12 protein-coding genes are annotated in these 15,202 nt (G+C 63.2%); 3 read left to right on the top strand and 9 right to left on the bottom strand.

Going from position 1 to position 15,202, the window contains the following annotated elements; genetic code table 11:
- Positions 1 to 59: 59 nt before the first annotated feature.
- Both LB564_RS12115 and mutY read right to left on the bottom strand, forming a co-directional pair.
- Complete coding sequence (locus LB564_RS12115; protein ID WP_224537863.1) at positions 60 to 671, bottom strand: HAD family hydrolase; 612 nt, start codon at positions 669 to 671, stop codon at positions 60 to 62.
- Positions 664 to 1,788: an A/G-specific adenine glycosylase gene (mutY, locus tag LB564_RS12110; protein WP_224537861.1), complete on the bottom strand. Its 1,125-nt coding sequence runs from the start codon at positions 1,786 to 1,788 to the stop codon at positions 664 to 666. Before mutY ends, LB564_RS12115 begins: the two co-directional genes overlap by 8 nt.
- 53 nt (positions 1,789 to 1,841) lie before the next feature.
- Here mutY and LB564_RS12105 point away from each other — a divergent pair, with 53 nt between their 5' ends.
- The 3 genes from LB564_RS12105 to smc all read left to right on the top strand — a co-directional run bounded on the left by LB564_RS12105 (position 1,842) and on the right by smc (position 6,832).
- The gene (locus LB564_RS12105) at positions 1,842 to 2,342 is read left to right on the top strand and encodes a DUF721 domain-containing protein (RefSeq protein WP_224537859.1); all 501 of its coding nucleotides are present in this window, start codon (positions 1,842 to 1,844) and stop codon (positions 2,340 to 2,342) included.
- A gap of 164 nt (positions 2,343 to 2,506) precedes the next feature.
- A complete protein-coding gene (locus LB564_RS12100; protein WP_140705870.1) occupies positions 2,507 to 3,250 on the top strand; it encodes a DsbA family protein in 744 nt (247 codons plus the stop codon).
- Between the two features lie 123 nt (positions 3,251 to 3,373).
- Complete coding sequence (smc, locus tag LB564_RS12095) at positions 3,374 to 6,832, top strand: chromosome segregation protein SMC (RefSeq protein ID WP_224537857.1); 3,459 nt, start codon at positions 3,374 to 3,376, stop codon at positions 6,830 to 6,832.
- 403 nt (positions 6,833 to 7,235) lie between these two features.
- On the opposite strand, the gene LB564_RS12090 is transcribed toward smc, so the two are convergent.
- From LB564_RS12090 to LB564_RS12060, 7 genes are all read right to left on the bottom strand, one after another.
- Positions 7,236 to 7,424 carry a hypothetical protein gene (locus tag LB564_RS12090; RefSeq protein WP_140705874.1) on the bottom strand — a complete coding sequence of 63 codons (189 nt, stop codon included), beginning with the start codon at positions 7,422 to 7,424 and terminating at the stop codon, positions 7,236 to 7,238.
- A 38-nt stretch (positions 7,425 to 7,462) separates the two neighbouring features.
- On the bottom strand, positions 7,463 to 7,831 hold the full coding sequence (locus LB564_RS12085) for a VanZ family protein (RefSeq protein WP_140705876.1): 369 nt from the start codon (positions 7,829 to 7,831) through the stop codon (positions 7,463 to 7,465).
- 303 nt (positions 7,832 to 8,134) lie between these two features.
- Positions 8,135 to 8,890 carry a GGDEF domain-containing protein gene (locus LB564_RS12080; protein ID WP_224537855.1) on the bottom strand — a complete coding sequence of 252 codons (756 nt, stop codon included), beginning with the start codon at positions 8,888 to 8,890 and terminating at the stop codon, positions 8,135 to 8,137.
- A 144-nt stretch (positions 8,891 to 9,034) separates the two neighbouring features.
- Positions 9,035 to 9,700 carry a thermonuclease family protein gene (locus LB564_RS12075; protein ID WP_224537852.1) on the bottom strand — a complete coding sequence of 222 codons (666 nt, stop codon included), beginning with the start codon at positions 9,698 to 9,700 and terminating at the stop codon, positions 9,035 to 9,037.
- Between the two features lie 46 nt (positions 9,701 to 9,746).
- Positions 9,747 to 10,886 (bottom strand): ABC transporter substrate-binding protein, encoded by a 1,140-nt coding sequence (locus LB564_RS12070; RefSeq protein ID WP_318012802.1) that lies wholly within the window; start codon positions 10,884 to 10,886, stop codon positions 9,747 to 9,749.
- Positions 10,887 to 11,598: 712 nt separating this feature from the next.
- Positions 11,599 to 11,967 (bottom strand): hypothetical protein, encoded by a 369-nt coding sequence (locus tag LB564_RS12065; RefSeq protein ID WP_224537848.1) that lies wholly within the window; start codon positions 11,965 to 11,967, stop codon positions 11,599 to 11,601.
- 20 nt (positions 11,968 to 11,987) lie between these two features.
- Positions 11,988 to 15,202, bottom strand: a 3,215-nt coding sequence (locus LB564_RS12060; protein WP_224537845.1) for a beta strand repeat-containing protein, incomplete at its 5' end; no start/stop codon positions are given.

The raw sequence follows: 15,202 nt of genomic DNA, 5'->3' as shown, positions 1-15,202 counted from the left end.
CCTGCCGCTTCCTATTTCGTTGATTCAAAATCTCAACGGATCGCCGGAAGCGATTCGGATCACGCCTTTATTCCAAACCGCTCAAGATCTGCTTTAAGCGTGCCGGCATCGGTGAACAGCACCGCTTGCCAGCCAGCGGCCTTGGCGCCGTCGACGTTCTTCTGGCTGTCGTCGATGAACAGTGTCGCGGATGGTTCGAGGCCGAACGCCGCCACGTGATGGTCGTAGATGTCGCGGTCGGGCTTGATCTTGCCGATATCGCCCGACACTGTCACGCCGCGCGGACGGCTGAGAAAATCGAAGCGCTGCCGGGCTTCGGCCAGCGTGTCGGATGCGAAGTTGGTCAGCATGGTCACGTCGTGTCCGCTTTCGATCAGGCCCAGCATGATGGCGACGCTGTCGTCATAGGCGTGCGGCACCATGTCGTTCCAGTAGCGGCGGAAGTTGCGGATGTTTTCCGCGTGCCCGGGATGGTCAGCAATCAGCAGCGCCTCGGCCTCTTGCCAAGTCCGGCCACGGTCCTGCTCGAGGTTCCAGTCATGCGTGCAGACATTGTCGAAAAACCACTGTCTCTCCCCGGCATCGGGAATGAGGCGACTGAACGGGATATTGGGATCGTAGTGGATCAGCACCTTGCCGATGTCGAAAACGATGTGGCGGATTTCAGTCATGGAGCCTCTTTGTACCTGATGGCGACGGTTTTTTCGTCGCGCCGGGTATCGCAGCCTCGATTGCCTTTTTCATGACAGTCGGCAGCGCCTCGCCCGAAATCTCACGGGCGGGCGACCAGAAATGCCCTGCCAGCGCATCACCTTTGATGTGGGCGCGAAAGACTTCGAGTTCGAGCGCGAAATGGGTGAAGACGTGCGTGATTTTGCCGGCGTGCCGCCAATCGCCGGGGAAGGGCGCCGCCGCTTGCGTGGTGGCTCCGTCCACCCGTGCCGTCCAGGCGGTGGTCGGCACTTCCGTCATGCCGCCAAGCAGTCCCTTTTCCGGCCGCTTGCGCAAAAGAATGGCGCCGTCCTCACGCACGGCCACGAAAGCCGCGCCGCGCCGCAGCGGTTTGTCGGCCTTCGGCAGCCGCACGGGGAAATTCTCGGGGTCGCCTGCAATGACGGCGCTGCAGTTCCCGCGCAGTGGGCATAGCATGCAGCGCGGCCGGCGCGGCGTGCAGATCGTGGCGCCGAGGTCCATCATCGCCTGGGCGAAGTCTCCGGGCCTCGTCGCCGGCACCATACGCTCGACATGGCCCCGTATCTCGGCCTTGGCTTCGCCGAGCGGCGTCGTGATCGAAAACAGCCGTGAGATGACGCGCTCGACATTGCCGTCGACAACGGCTGCGGGGCGGTCGAAGGCGATCGCCGTTATTGCCGCCGACGTATAGGCGCCAATCCCCGGCAATTCTCTAAGGCCGGCCTCTGTATCGGGAAACCGGCCGCCGCGGGCCGCCACCAGATCGGCGCAGGCCTTGAGGTTGCGGGCACGGGAATAGTAGCCGAGCCCCGCCCAGGCTTTCATCACATCCTCGGTCGGCGCCGCGGCCAGCGCCGTGACATCGGGCCATTTCTCGACAAAGGCACGGAAATAGGATTTCACCGCTTCGACGGTGGTCTGCTGCAGCATCACCTCGGACAGCCAGATACGGTAAGGGTCGGGCCGCACACCGCGTGCATGGTCGCGAGGGCTCACGCGCCACGGCAATTCGCGATGATGCACGTCGTACCAGGCGAGCAGGCGTGACGCAGTGTCGTCTGGGATGGCCTTGCGGGTCTGGTCTGCTGGTGCCATTGATCTTGCGTTGGCCTGGCCGGTATCTGCTGGGTCGTGGCTGGAGAACGCACATGGCAGGGAAAAGGCGCTTCGGCAATCCCATTCCGGTGAGCGATCTCGCCACCGAGATCCTCGATCCGGTGCTGCGCAAGCGGGCGGGCATCTCGATCGGCCTCGTCCAGTCCTGGGAAGAGATTGCCGGCCCGCGCCTCGCCACCCACTCGCGGCCCGAAAAGATCCAGTGGCCGCGTCGCCTGCACGAGGACGATCCGTTCGAGCCGGCCGTGCTGGTCATCGCCTGCGAAGGCATGGCCGCGCTTCATCTGCAGCACGAGACCGGCGAGATCATCAACCGGGTGAATGCTTTCCTGGGTTTCACCGCGATAGGCCGCATCAGGATCGTGCAGAAGCCGGTAAGCTCGGGAAAAGCCCGGCCCAGACCCACCCTCAGGGCACTGAGCGCGGCGGAAAAGGCGAAATTGGCCAATACTGTCGGGCTGATCGAGGATGACGGGCTACGCGCCTCGCTGGAACGGCTGGGTGCGACCATTCTGGGCGGGAGGAAAGTTTAGTTCGCACTGGAAATAGTCATAGCTTTGTCGTTAATCTCGCGCATTCGTGATCGCCCTTGTCAGGTTTCACGATTGGATTGGGGACAGGGATGCCTTAATTCGCGCCAACTCTCGCTTTTTCGTGCCTTTGCATTGCAAAATCCAACCCTTATCAGGTGATTCGTATGAGCCGTCCCCCGTTTGGCCAAAGCTTCTCTCGCAGAAACGTCCTGACTTCGCTTGCAGCCATCCCGGCGGTAGCCCTGCTTGCCGCCTGCAGCGATTCCGGCGAACAGGCGAAGGCCGCGGATGTCAAGCCCGCGGACCCGGCCACGCCCGCAAAGCCGGCCACGCCCGCCGCGGTCCAGGTGCCGGAGGCGCAAGGCACGGTGGATATGGCCGAATTGCTGAAGCCGGGTGCGCTGCCCGACAAGCAGCTCGGCAAGGATGACGCCAAGGTCACCATCGTCGAGTATGCTTCGATGACCTGCCCGCACTGCGCGCATTTCGCCGAGACCACCTTCCCGGATTTGAAGACCAAGTACATCGATACCGGCAAGGCCCGTTACATCCTGCGCGAATTCCCGTTCGATCCGAGCGCCGAAGCCGGTTTCATGCTGGCGCGCTGCGCCAAGGATAACTATTTCCCGATGGTCGACGTGCTGTTCCGGCAGCAGGCGAACTGGGTCGGCGTGTCCAACACCAAGGATGCGCTGCTGCAAATCTCGAAGCTCGCCGGTTTTACACAGGAGTCCTTCGAGGCCTGCTTGACGGACCAGAAACTTCTGGACGATGTGAGATCGGTCCAGAAGCGTGGCGCCAATGAATTCAAGGTCGACTCGACACCGACCTTCTTCATCAACGGTAAGACCTACAAAGGGGCGATGTCGATTGAGGAAATGTCGGCCATCATCGACCCTCTGCTCTGACATCGGCTCAGCGCTGAAGCGGCAGCGCTCCGGCGCTGCTTGCCTTTCTTTCTGTTCGCGCGCCATGCGCCCTATCGCAAAACTTCGGTACACTTTTGCGGAACCGGTGTATGAGGCGCGTGAATGAAGTTTTCGCGCCTTCGCCTCCTCGGCTTCAAGTCCTTCGTCGAACCAGGCGAGTTCGTCATCGAACGCGGCCTGACCGGCATTGTCGGACCCAATGGTTGCGGCAAGTCGAACCTTGTCGAGGCGCTGCGCTGGGTGATGGGCGAAAGCTCCTACAAGAACATGCGCGCGTCCGGCATGGACGACGTGATTTTTTCCGGCTCGGGCACGCGTCCCGCCCGCAACACCGCCGAAGTCACGCTTTTCCTCGACAACAGCGACCGCTCGGCGCCATCCGCCTTCAACGATGCCGACGAACTTCAGGTATCGCGCCGCATCGAGCGCGAGGCGGGCTCGCTCTACCGCATCAACGGCAAGGAAGCGCGCGCCAAGGACGTGCAGCTCCTGTTCGCCGACCAGTCGACCGGCGCGCGTTCCCCCTCCATGGTTGGTCAGGGGCGGATCGGCGAACTGATCCAGGCCAAGCCCCAGGCGCGCCGCGCTTTGCTCGAAGAGGCGGCCGGCATTTCCGGCCTGCACACCCGCCGCCACGAAGCGGAACTGAGGCTGAAGGCCGCCGAACAGAATCTCGAACGCCTGGATGATGTCGTCGGCGAACTGGAAAGCCAGATCGAAAGCCTGAAGCGCCAGGCGCGCCAGGCGTCCCGCTTCAAGAACCTGTCGGCCGACATCCGCAAGGCCGAAGCGACGCTTCTCCATCTGCGCTGGACGCTGGCCAAGACACAGGAAGGTGAGGCGCGTTCGGCGCTGGCTGTCGCCACCGCTTTGGTCGGCGACCGCGCCGCCACGCAGATGAACGCGGCCAAGGAGCAGGGCATCTCCGCCCATCGCCTGCCTGACCTGCGCGACGCGGAAGCCGCGGCTGCCGCGGCCTTCCAGCGGCTGTCGATCGCCAGGTCGCAGATCGAGGAAGAAGCCGGCCGCATCCGCACCCGTCAGGCCGAACTCGAGCGCCGGTTGCAGCAGCTCGACGGCGACATCGCCCGCGAAGAGCGGATGGTGCGCGACAATGCCGACGTTCTCGAGCGCCTGCGCGCGGAAGAGGCTGCGCTGAACTCGGAGAACGCCGGCGCCGCCGAGCGCGAGGCCACCACCCGCGCGGCATTCGAACAGGCCGCCGCGACGCTTGCCCAAAGGGAAGCCAAGCTCGCCGCGCTGACGGCCGAGCGCGCCGAGGCCGCCGCCTCGCGCCATCAGATCGAACGGACCTTGCGCGAAACCGCCGAGCGCCGCGATCGCTTCGCCCGCCAGCTCGCCGATGTCGACCGGGAATTGTCTGATATCCTCGCCAAGGTGGCCGGCCTGCCGGATCCGGCCGAGAAGCAGGCTCTGGTCGAACAGGCGATGGCACTGCTGGAGGAATCCGAGGCAGCGGTCTCGCAGGCCGAGGAGTCGGTCATCGACGCTCGTGGCGCCGAAAGTGCCGCCCGCCCGCCGCTTCAGGAGGCCAGGGCGGAGCTGGCGCGGGTTGAGACCGAAGCGCGCACGCTGGCCAAGATCCTGAACGCGGCCAGCGGCGACCTCTTCCCTTCCGTGCTGGAGCAGATCAGCGTCGAGCGCGGCTTCGAGACCGCTCTGGGGGCGGCCCTGGGCGAGGATCTCGACGTGCCGCTCGACCGCAGCGCGCCGGCGCATTGGGGCGAAAGTCAGATCCAGCCCGGCGACGCAGCCCTGCCGGAAGGCGTCAAGAGTCTCGCCAGCGTGGTGCGCGCGCCGGCCCAGCTTGCGCGCCGCCTGGCGCAGATCGGTATCGTCGAGGCCGCCGACGGCCGCAGGTTGCAGGGGCTTCTGGCTCCCGGCCAGCGCCTGGTCAGTCGCGAGGGCGCGCTGTGGCGTTGGGACGGCCTGACCGCCAGCGCCGATGCACCGACGGCCGCGGCCCAAAGGCTGGCACAGAAGAACCGTCTTGCCGAACTCGATGCCGAGGCGATTCAGGCGACGCTCGTCCTGCGCCAGGCCGAGGAGGTGCTGGCACAGGCCGAGCAAGCACTTCGGCAGGCGAGCGAGGCCGAGCGCAACACGCGTCAGGCCGGACGCGATGCCCAGCACCGGCTGGACGCCGCCCGCAATGCACTTGCCGAGGCCGAGAAGGCCGGCGGCGAACTGGCGAGCCGGCGTGCCGCACTCGATGAGGCCCGCGCGCGCATCGTCGACAGCCACGAGGAGACGTCGGCGGCTTTTGTCGAGGCCGAGATGTTGCTGCAGGACGCGCCGGATCTCGGCGACCTGCAATTGCAGCTCGAACAGTCCTCGGCCAACGTTTCCCGCGATCGCGCCGCCTTGGCCGATGCGCGCGCCGTCCATGAAGGGCTGCGGCGCGAAGCCGAGTCCCGCACGCGCCGGCTGGACGCCATTGGCACGGAACGCAGCAACTGGCTGGTGCGCGCCGAAAACGCCTCGACGCAGATCGCTTCCCTCGGCGAACGCAAGGCCGAGGCCGAGGCCGAGCGCGAACGGCTGGCTGATGCGCCCGACGAGATCGATGCCAAGCGCCGTGCGCTGCTGTCGCAACTCACCGAGGCCGAGACCTTGCGCAAGGCGGCGGCCGACCGTCTGCAGGAAGCGGAGAACAGGCAGGCCGAACTGGACAAGGCGGCGACCGGTGCCATCCAGTCGCTGGCCGAAGCGCGCGAAACCCGCGCCCGCGCCGAGGAACGGCTGACGGCGGCCGACGAACGCCGGCTGGAGGTCGAGGCGCGCATCCAGGAAACGCTGAACACGCCGCCGCATCTGGTCATCCGCCACACCGGGCTGGAGGCCGACGATCCGATGCCCGAGATGGCCGAGATCGAACGCCAGTTGGATCGGTTGAAGATCGAGCGCGAACGGCTCGGCGCGGTCAATCTGCGCGCCGAGGAAGAGCAGAGGGAGCTTTCCGAGCGACTGGAGACGATCGTGTCCGAGCGCGAGGATATCATCGAGGCGATCCGCAAGCTCAGGCAAGCGATCCAGAGCCTCAACCGCGAAGGGCGCGAGCGCCTATTGGCAGCCTTCGATGTCGTCAACGGTCATTTCCAGCGGCTGTTCTCGCATCTGTTCGGTGGCGGCACTGCGGAATTGCAGCTGATCGAATCCGACGATCCATTGGAGGCGGGACTTGAAATCCTGGCCCGTCCGCCCGGCAAGAAGCCGCAGACCATGACGCTGCTCTCCGGTGGCGAGCAGGCGCTGACGGCGATGTCGCTGATCTTTGCCGTGTTCCTGACCAACCCGGCGCCGATCTGCGTGCTCGACGAAGTCGACGCGCCGCTCGACGATCACAATGTCGAACGCTTCTGCAATCTCATGGACGAGATGGCCAAGACCACCGAGACGCGTTTCGTCATCATCACGCACAACCCCATCACCATGGCGCGCATGGACCGGCTGTTCGGCGTGACCATGGCCGAGCAGGGCGTCAGCCAGCTTGTTTCGGTCGATCTGCAGGCCGCCGAAGCCATGCGCGAGGCAAGCTGAGGCGTTAAGGCCCAGAGCAATTCCAGGAAAAGTGCGTAGCGGTTTTCCCGGGAGAAGCGCGTAGCGCTCCGCCTTGGGAATTGCGTAAAAACAAGGCCGGGAGAAGCGCGTAGCGCTTCGCCTTGGGAACTGCGTAAAAACAAGGAATGAGCGGGCCAGCGATTCTACCAAACGCTGAACCGCTCTAAGACTATTCAGCCAGTCTGGCCGTGTCTGTGCGAATGCTGCTTGGCAGAGGCCCAGATGAAATAAATCCAGCCCAGTTTGAGCACAGGCACCCTGCGATCCCGCTCGCGATCTCGCAGTTCGCGGTAGGACTTCAGCTTCAGCGTGCCGCGGGGCAATCTGATTCGCAGTACCATGACTGCGACAGTATACGCAGGTTCGCCGATCTCACAAAGGGTCAGGGAAAGTCGTTTCGCTCCCCGCCCGGACGTTTGGACGGACGGTCGGAAATCGTCGCCGGCCACCAGACGACAAAATACTTGCCGACCTGCCAGACCGGCACCTCGCGCTTCTGCTCGCGGCGGCGCAATTCATGATGTTGCTTCACTTTCAACGTGCCGCCTGGAAGCCTGATTTTAAGGGCCATCGTGTTTCTTGTGCTGCCAATTGGTTGATCTGGGCATCTCAATGTATCCGCCGCCGAATCCAGTTCGCGCAGGTCGCTGCCAGCAGACCGAACGCCATGCCGATGCAGTCGGCGACCCAGTCGAACACGTCGAGGTCACGGCCTATCAGCGACGTGCCCTGGAGGATTTCGATCGCGGCACCGACCAGCGCGAGGAAGATGATCAGCCTCGCCTTGCGATCGGGCCAGCCCAGACCTCCCAGAAACGCCAGGACCGCGAAGGCGCTGGCATGGTTGGCCTTGTCGTAGGGGAAGCCGATGTCGATGCCGAATTCATCGAGGCGGGGTATCGGTAGCAGCGCCAGCACCAGAACGGCAATCAGCGTGACGACAAAAGCAATCCGTTCGACGGCTGAGTAAAATTTCATTCTGCTCCAACAGTCTGCTTCGACACCCGCCATCGAAGCCGGTTCCGAGATCTTCGCGGCCTGGCGATGCCCGTCCGCGCGGCAGGCTGGCACTGTCTCGCACGATTGCATCAGCCGGCTTTGGAAAGCAACGAGCCCCGTCTCGTGGTCACAAGGAGATCCCAGGCCGTCTTGCCGGCGCAGGACACGCCTTTTACTATTGCCGATATGAGAGCGCGGATTTTCCCGGATTTGGGAAGGTTGTTGCCCGGCAAAGCGGGTTCCACTTCTTTCACGCAAGGCTTCGGGAGGCGCCAGAGACCGTCAGGTTGAAGCGCGTTGGATACGCGACAGTTCGAAACCGCCTTTGCCCGACAAGCTTTCTTCCGCCGGCCGGAACATGTCCTCGAAGTCGAGTTCCTGCTCGAAAACCACGCCGCCGACAGTGACGGCCAGGATCTCCTCGGCACCCCGAGGGGCGAAATAGACCTGCGCGACACGGGCGCGGATACGCTCGCCAACCGTCCTGGCGTCGGCCTCGTCCGTTCCGGGAAGGAAGACACCGAACATGGACGCGCCTATGCGGCCGACGACATCTTGCGAGCGCACGCAAGACCGGATGCTCGAGGCTATCAGGCGCAAGGCTTCGTCGCCCCAGTTCAGGCCGTGGCGCAGATTGATGGCGTTCAGATGTTCAGGATGAATGACCAGGAAGGCGCCCGATCGCTCGCCCGGCGGGAAAGCTCTGATCGCCCGTCTCTCGATCAGCGACGTGAAGACGTTGCCGTTCAGGCAACCCGTCAGCGTATCGAAGGTGGCAGCCCTGTTGAGTTCGCGCCGATAGCGACGGATCTCGGCCAGTTTCAGGCCTATGAACACAAAAAGCGGCAGGCAGATCACCACGGGCAAAAGCGTCGCGGTGATCATGCCGCGCCCGAAAGGCGTCAGCGTCTCGCTGAACAACAGCAGATAGTTCAGCACCAGGGAGAGGCCGAGGCTGCCTGTGGTTCCAAGGAAGGCCAACCAGGCAATGGTTTTCCATTCGTGATGGGCCGGGACACCGGCTGCTGCGTTGCTCATGGTCGATCTCCGTTCGATCACCAAGCATAAGGCCGGCAAGTTAGGATTTCGGTTTCGAAGAACAATACAATTTGAGGCGTCGGCATGGATCGCCCAGCTGGCTGGAGAGAAGGCCGGCCTCTGCCGCGAATCCGGTTCTGCCGCCTATGGGGGGCCGAAGATTCCCATCTGCGCCGTCCTGGCTGTTTCCTCCGCCTTGCCATAGATGCCGCTCGGCAAGGCCTGCGCCCAACCATTCGATACGAGCCAGGCGCCGACGTCCTGCTTGCCCAGCCTGCATGTCGCCGCGACAGGGAAGCGGTCGACCTCTGGAGGCACGAAACAGTTCAGCGCCCGCCCGCGCATCCAGTTGTTGAAGGCCGCGCGCGCCCGCTGCCCGCATGGCCACGAAACGTCGTGAAACAGGCAGACCCTGTCGGGCTCGACGCCCTGGGTTCCGCTGATGAACAGTTTCCGCCCCATGGAATCGAAGCCGGCCGACGTCGTGGCCACCGGACGGTACAGCAGCGTTTCGCGCCAATCCCTGGGCATCGATGACTTGGGGCGTGACGCCAGGCCAAGGTCGCCAAGCGGCGAACGAGGGTCCACCCGCTCCATGTCGGTTCCCTCGATCCGGGGTGGTGCGATGAGATCCTCGGCAATCTTGCGGGCCGAATTGACGATCGATCGACCCCGAGCTTGCGCGATGTCATCGTTGACATCCGGGGCCGGCTCGATGGCGGCGGCCCGTTCGACGGGGAACAGGGTCGCCGCCTTGCCCAGCAGCAGAACACCGACGAGAAGCTCGAGGCTTGCGACCGCGATCATCATGCGAAGGCGCCCCGCTTGTCCCATCGGGCCGCCCGCGCCCAACCCCCTAGAAGCTGGGCGTTGATTTGGCAACCAGTTTGAGCGCACCTTTTTCAATCCGGTAAAACGGCATCGAGCGTTCGCTGGAACCATCGGCGCGGAACCTGAACAAGCCGGTCGATCCGCGAAATCCATTCAGGTTCTCGAAAACCTGCCTGTTGAAACCGTTCGGTCCGGCAGCGCTCGCAATGCCCGCGGTCAGGGCAACCATGTCATAGGCATAAGCGACATTGACGTCGGCCTGATAGTTGAAGGTGGCCTTGAAGCGATCCGAAATGGGACCTGTTTCATGTTGGTCGAGCGTCGCTATATAGGCGCCTTCGAAAAGCGGACTGGTCGGATGGTCCAGCCAACGATTCGTACCGACCACGGAGGTCGATTTTCCCGGAATGCCTTTTGCCTTCAGGGCGATCAGGATTGGCGACGGATTGCTGTCGCCGCTGGCGACGATCACGGCATCGGGAGCGTCCACCAGCGAGCCCATGTCCGCCACCGCCTTTGCCGCGCTGTCGGCGCTAGTATAGGGGATGGTTATTGCGAGGGCGGCGCCGTACACGCTGAGGCTGTTGGCAACCCGCTTTTCGAAAATGTCGGCACTCGCGCCGGCCGGCACCAGCAGGACGAACTTCTTGCCGCCCTTGGCCGCGATCGCGCCGGCGCCCGCCGCCGCGCTGTCGGCTTCGGTAAGGCACACCGCATAGACACCGGGTCCGCCGGCAAAATTATCGGCAAGGGCCAGGACCACCGGGCGGTTCGAGCCGGACAGTTTCGCGACATGCTGGGCCGCCGGCAGTTCGGTCGGGCCGATGACCACTTTCGCTCCCGAGGTTATCGCCTTTACGGCCAGTTGCTGGGAATAGGTCGCGTCACCCCTTGTGTCCTCGACGGTGAGCGTCAGCAGCGGGTTGCCGAGATCCGTCATCGCGAGCTTGGCGGCGTCGAGCATCTTTCGGCCGTTCTCGCCCACCGATCCGGGGGCGGACAGCGGCAGCAGCATGGCAATCCGGGCAGGTCCCGTGCCGAGGGTCTGCGTGGCCTGACCGGGACCGGGGGCTGCGACACCCGGCTGCTGAGCCCTGGCGGCGACGGCGGCCGGGTCTAGCGCGTCGGAGACCGAGCCACCCGATTGACAGCCGAACAACGCCACGGCCAGTGCACAGGCGACCGCCCATGTCCGCGGACCGTGGTGGACCTTCCGGTCACATACCATTCTTGCCCCCCAACCCCTGTCCGCGGTCTACACCCGTAACACGTCCTGCCCGGCTTCATTGTCGACACACTTCGCGGCGATTCTGCGTCTCATGCGGCCGACTTGCTCAGTCGCGAACAGCTGTGCCCAGAGCGTTTTGATCCGCCTGGCCTGCTCCGCGCTTCGATAGTCGGCGCATTTCATATAGCGTGGGCCGGGCACGAAAAACCTGCGTACGCAGACACGCTTTGCCCCGGCCGGGTTGCTCTCCGGCTCCTGCGAAAGGGCGGAAAACCCGAACGTCGCGAGGGGTAACGGCCCGACCACCTCCAGGCCGTCCCTTGCCAGTATGGCCCTCGCGCGCTCGCAGTAGCGAACGGAAAGAGCCGAGAACCGGGTCTCGTTGCGCCAGTATCGGTTCAAGGCCGTGGATCGATGCCTCGCAGGTCGCGAACGCCATGTAGGCCTCGCGCGACCACGTGGATGCAGCGCTGCAGGGCATCTGCCGCACCGCGATGGCTGATGGTGCCTGTTCTACCGAAGACGGCTCGAATTCCCTGGCCGGCGCGGCCGGCACCAGCCAACCGATCAGCGCGACCGCCCCAGCGATCACGGTGAGCGGTGCGCGATCGCCATTCATCGGACCCGCCGGGCGCCCTCGCTCTTGCGGTCAGTTCATGTACTCGACCATGCGGTCGTGAAAACACTCGCACTTGTTGAGATAGTCTTCGTCGCGATAATTGGTCTTGAGATAGCCATAGGCCTTGCCGCAGGCGACCTTGGCTTCCGAAGCCCAGACGAAGACCGGCCGGGACGAGTTGATCCATTCCGGGCTACTGGCGACGGCGCTCGACTCATCCATCAGCTTCACGACCTGTGTCGTGAGGTCGACCGTGTTTTCGGTCAGCACGAGATTGGATGTTCCAACGGTGCGGCAATAATCGGCCGTCGAGCCGCCGATGATGTCGGCGGCATTGAGGCCCGTCGACAAGATCGACAGCAGACCGGCTCCGAAAGCCACACGCAGCATTCTTTTCATGTTTCCCACCCTTTTTAGCTTCAGGCCACGTCCGTCTTGGTGCCGTGACTGTCATCGTAAAGTATCTTCACTGCTTCCGCCGCGCTGTTGAAGACGTAGTTCTCCAGCACCGCGACGGTATGGAAGTTATCGCCGCCGCCATTCGTGTCGACCATGACGTCGGTGTTGGCCGGATTCGCCGAAGATTGCGCCAATTGGACATAGCCGGTGGACTCCAGATCGGTTACGCCGGCCAGGCCCTTGAGCAGGGCGGAAAGGTCTATCTTGTCGCCGTCGTGGAAGTCGGCGATCAGGTCGGTGACTTCGAGCGAGCCGATGGCGAAAGTCTTGGTGCCGTCGGAAGCAACGGACGCCGGCGCTGGTGCGACAAGCGAGGTATCGAGTTCCACCTCGACATAGTTGCCGGTCGTTCCGTCGGCCATGTGAAAGGTTCCGTTGCCTGTCACGGTCTGTCCGTCGATTTCGCCGACAGCCTGGTTGGCCGCCGTGCTTATGGAGACAATACCGTTGTCGGCAAGCTTAGACAATTCCCCCGCGTCGCTGGCGCCGTTGGCATTGGCGTCCTTCCAGATCAGCAGGCTGCTGAACGCCGCGTCATTGTGGTCGATGACGCCGTCATGGTTGCTGTCGAGCGATGCCAGCGCGGCAGCGCCGCTGGCGAAGTGGCCACCGTTGAAGTTCGGCGTGAACAACTCCGTGCCGTCATCGATCTTGCCATCATGGTTGAGGTCGACCGCCAGCATGCCGTCATTCGATGTGTTCCAGGCGAGATGGTCTTTCGTCCCGTCGCCATTGATGTCGAACTGGACACCGTGGCTAAGGTCGGAAAAGGTGAACCCATCATGGTTCAGGTCGAGAATGATGGGGTCGGTAGCGCTGTTGTAGACGACAAAATCCGTGCTGGTAAGCGTGGTAAGCTGTCCAAGCGTAGTGATGTTGTCGAAGGTCGCGACCTGTGTGCGGCCAGTAGCATCGCTCCAATTTGTGTCGAACCAGAGTTCGCCGTGGCCAGTGGTCGAGTTGAAGACAAGTACGTAAGCGTTGACTGCCACCGCGGCTGTTGCTGCCGCGATTTGCGCTGACGTCTGTGCAGCGCTGATTTGAACGATATGCGCCGAGTCGCCGACTGTGAGGGCGGAGACCGATCCCCGCAGTGCAAAGTCGCTAGCGTTGAGGGCATTGCCGGCCGAGGTTCCAGTGGTGTTGGCGAAATTGACGCTGCCGCTTCCGGTCGAGCCCGTGTCCAGCAGACCGATCTTGTCGGTACCGGCGAGGAAGTCCTTGACAGTATCCGTCCCTGTGTTGGTCGCCAGCCGGAACTGATCAGCGCCGGTGCCGCCAATAAGGATGTCGTTACCACCGCCTCCGCAAATAGTGTCATTGCCGGCGCCGCCAATCAGAGTGTCGCCGGTAGCAGTGCCAGTCAAACTGTCGTTCCCGGAAGTCCCGGCGATAGCCTCAACCGTCAGCTGATTGCCCGTTGTGCCATCGATATGGACATTGAAGGTTTGCGAAGCGGTGTCGCCGTCGTGATCCGTAACCGTTACTTTGATGCCGTTGAAGTCGAGGTCTGCTGGCGGGTTTTGAGACGCGGCGCCGACTTCAACACCATTCAAACGGAACCCGCCGGTATTGGTGCTGTCGCTGATGACTTTCACACCGTAGATAGCATCGCCAGCTATATAGTTGCCTGTGCCCGCGGCCGCCGACCAGTCAAGGTTGCTGATCTGGATAACATTGCCGGATGTCGCGCTAAGCGTCACTTGGTCATAAATCGTCATGCTGGCATTGAGGTAAACCAGGACGGTAATTTTGGCCGTCCCCATGCCGCCCGTGTAGCCTTGGGTTGTGAATTTGAAATCGTCGACACCATGGCCCGTCGTATTGTTACCATCATCGACGAATGCGAATTTTATGGATTCGCCGGGATCATTTGACTGGCCAGCGCCGCCCTTGACGGCCCAACCCTGCGAACTGGTATTCACTTCATCCGAGCTTTGACCGGGGGTGCCATTGCCGTCATCGCCGGTCACAACAATGTTGAAGTTGGTGGCCGCGCCCAAGTCCACGAGCAGCGAACCTGTCGGCCCTCCAGCTGTCGCAGAGGTTGCCGCGATTGGATTGAAGACGATATCGCCTGTCCGGTGCAGCACTTCCAGCGAGTCCGTGCCATTGGCGTTCAGCGTCAGCTTGGCAACGACATCGCTCCCCTCCATCAGGTTCAACACGATCTGGGATGCCGAGCTGGAGGCAATTTGTACGTTCTGCCCGGTCGCCGAAACGCCGCCAAATCCATCCGCGCCGTACTGCCACTCTGCAAATTGCCCATTGTAGGTGGTTGCCGTTGCCGGATTGAGCGCTGACAGGCTGACAATGCCATCGCCGTTACCGTCATTGACGAGGGTGAAGACCGGCCCGTCGTCATTGACCTTGACGGTCAGCGAGGCGTTGGCCGTGTCGTTGTCGCTGTCGGTGACCTTGATGGCGAAGTTCTCTCCGGTCGCCTGGTCGGCGGCCCCGATCTGGTTGGGATTGGCGTTGGTCACATTGTTGGAGAGCGTGTAGCTGTAGCTGTAGACGCCGCCGCTCACGCTCACCGTCAGCACGCCGTTGACGCCCTGGACCGTGCCGCCGGCGGTCACATCCACCAGGGCGCTGTTCTTGTCCATCACCTCGAGCTTCTGCAGCGTGTCGCCGCCCGTGGTGATGTTGAACGTGCCCGCCGTGGTTTCCGAATGATCCGAGTTCAAGGCTGGATCGGCAAGCTCGCCGGTCCCCGCCGGCAGACCCTTCTCGTCGACAACCGCGGTCGCGTTGACCGACGGGCTCCCGCCCTCCGGCGTCACCGTGATCGTCGGGATCGAGTCCGCCTTCAGCGTCAGCGACACCGTCGCCGTCGACTTGTCGCCATCACCGTCGATGATCGTGTAGGTGAAGCTGTCGGCCGTCGAGGAGCTGCCCGCCCCGGCATTGGGCGTATAGGTGAACAGGTGGGTGGTCGCGTCGTAGCTCACCACGCCCTGCGTGGCCTGCGTGAACGTCACCTTCGAGGTGTCGCCAACCGCCACGCCATCGGCGCCGAACACGTCATTGGCGAGCGCGTCGATCGTGAACGGCGCATTCTCCGTCGTCTGCGTCGCGCTGTCGTTGTTGGCGTGCGGCCCGTCGTCATTGACCTTGACGGTCAGCGAGGCGTTGGCCGTGTCGTTGTCGCTGTCGGTGACCTTGATGGCGA

The organism is Mesorhizobium sp. ES1-6, from assembly GCF_020164775.1.
GTDB lineage: Bacteria > Pseudomonadota > Alphaproteobacteria > Rhizobiales > Rhizobiaceae > Mesorhizobium.
Note: the sequence above shows the minus strand (reverse complement) of the source record. Positions and strands in the feature narration are given on the sequence as shown.

Coding starts and splice junctions, on each gene's coding strand:
- LB564_RS12100 (WP_140705870.1), top strand. CDS start 2,507: ATGAGCCGTCCCCCGTTTGGCCAAAGCTTCTCTCGCAGAAACGTCCTG.
- LB564_RS12105 (WP_224537859.1), top strand. CDS start 1,842: ATGGCAGGGAAAAGGCGCTTCGGCAATCCCATTCCGGTGAGCGATCTC.
- LB564_RS12075 (WP_224537852.1), bottom strand. CDS start 9,700: ATGATGATCGCGGTCGCAAGCCTCGAGCTTCTCGTCGGTGTTCTGCTG.
- LB564_RS12085 (WP_140705876.1), bottom strand. CDS start 7,831: ATGAAATTTTACTCAGCCGTCGAACGGATTGCTTTTGTCGTCACGCTG.
- mutY (WP_224537861.1), bottom strand. CDS start 1,788: ATGGCACCAGCAGACCAGACCCGCAAGGCCATCCCAGACGACACTGCG.
- LB564_RS12080 (WP_224537855.1), bottom strand. CDS start 8,890: ATGAGCAACGCAGCAGCCGGTGTCCCGGCCCATCACGAATGGAAAACC.
- smc (WP_224537857.1), top strand. CDS start 3,374: ATGAAGTTTTCGCGCCTTCGCCTCCTCGGCTTCAAGTCCTTCGTCGAA.
- LB564_RS12090 (WP_140705874.1), bottom strand. CDS start 7,424: ATGGCCCTTAAAATCAGGCTTCCAGGCGGCACGTTGAAAGTGAAGCAA.
- LB564_RS12065 (WP_224537848.1), bottom strand. CDS start 11,967: ATGAAAAGAATGCTGCGTGTGGCTTTCGGAGCCGGTCTGCTGTCGATC.
- LB564_RS12115 (WP_224537863.1), bottom strand. CDS start 671: ATGACTGAAATCCGCCACATCGTTTTCGACATCGGCAAGGTGCTGATC.